This window comes from Paraburkholderia franconis, assembly GCF_009362735.1.
Lineage (GTDB): Bacteria > Pseudomonadota > Gammaproteobacteria > Burkholderiales > Burkholderiaceae > Paraburkholderia > Paraburkholderia franconis.
Genome location: NZ_WHNP01000227.1, coordinates 1 through 1,179, shown reverse-complemented (window position 1 = coordinate 1,179; position 1,179 = coordinate 1). Strand labels below are relative to the sequence as shown.

The 1,179-nt window shown below is 62.1% G+C and carries 1 protein-coding gene; it reads left to right on the top strand.

Annotation, left to right across the window (positions count from 1 at the left end; all coding sequences use genetic code 11):
- A partial coding sequence (locus tag GCT13_RS47815; RefSeq protein WP_152768445.1) for an IS630 family transposase occupies window positions 1-1,006 on the top strand: 1,006 nt, incomplete at its 5' end.
- Window positions 1,007-1,179: the final 173 nt, after the last annotated feature.

The window sequence follows — 1,179 nt, the reverse complement described above, 5'->3', positions numbered from 1 at the left end:
GAAGACGGCCCCGCAGCGGGATGTGATGCGGGCTCGGATTGCGTTGTGGGCACATGAGGGACACTCGAATACCGTGATTGCGCGAGAGCTCGGTGTATCGGTGCAGACGGTCAGCACGTGGCGCAAGCGCATTGCGCGGCAAGGCGCACAGGGCATTCGGGAAGGTGAGCGCAGTGGCCGTCCGCCGCGCATTGCGCAGGAAACGCGACTGCAATTGATTGCGTTGGCTTGCGAAGCGCAGGAACCGCAGGGGCGGCTCACGCCGACGCTCGACGAGATCGTGGCGCGCGCAATCGAGCGCGGCATCGTCGAACAGATCAGCCGTAGCCATGTTCAGCGGATCTTGCAGGCCGGCGACGTGCGCCCGCACCGGGTGCAGCAATGGCTACACAGTCCCGACCCCGCCTTTCGCGAGAAGGTCAATGTAATTTGCAAGCTGTATCGCAAGGCGCCCAAAAACGCRGTGGTGCTCAGCATCGACGAGAAGACAGGTATCCAGGCCATCGAGCGCAAGCATCCGGGGCGTGCACCGGCGGCGGGACGGCTGCGTCGTCGGGAGTTTGAATATATCCGCCACGGTACCCAGGCGTTGATTGCTGCGCTGGATGTGCACACGGGAAAGGTGTTGGCAGAGTGCCGCGAGCGGCGTACCCAGGACGATCTGGTAGCCTTCATGGAGCGCGTGGCTGCTGCATACCCGGGCAAGCAGGTGCACGTGGTTTGGGACAACCTGAACACGCATCGCGCCCAGGCCGTCTGGCAGGCGTTCAATGCGCGACATGGCAAGCGGTTTCACTTCCACTTCACGCCGTTGCACGCGAGTTGGGTCAATCAGATTGAACTATGGTTTGCGCGCTACACGCGCCGGGTATTGCGCCATGCCAGCCATACCAGCACCGCGCACCTGCGCGAGCGAACCGCGCAGTTTATCCGCCAGCATAATCAGGCAGCGCGCCCCTTCAAATGGAGTTTCCGGGGCTACCCACTACAAACCGGCGCAACGTAATCGAGGGGACCGACGTGCCAGCCATACCCACCAAACATTACGCGGCCGAACTTCAGCGTCAACTACGCACCTTGCTCGGCCATGACCAAATTGTTACGCAAGCCTACGGACGTCACCTGCTGATCAAACGTCTGGACGATGAGGAGCCCACTGTTGTGGCGCGCCTCACAGAG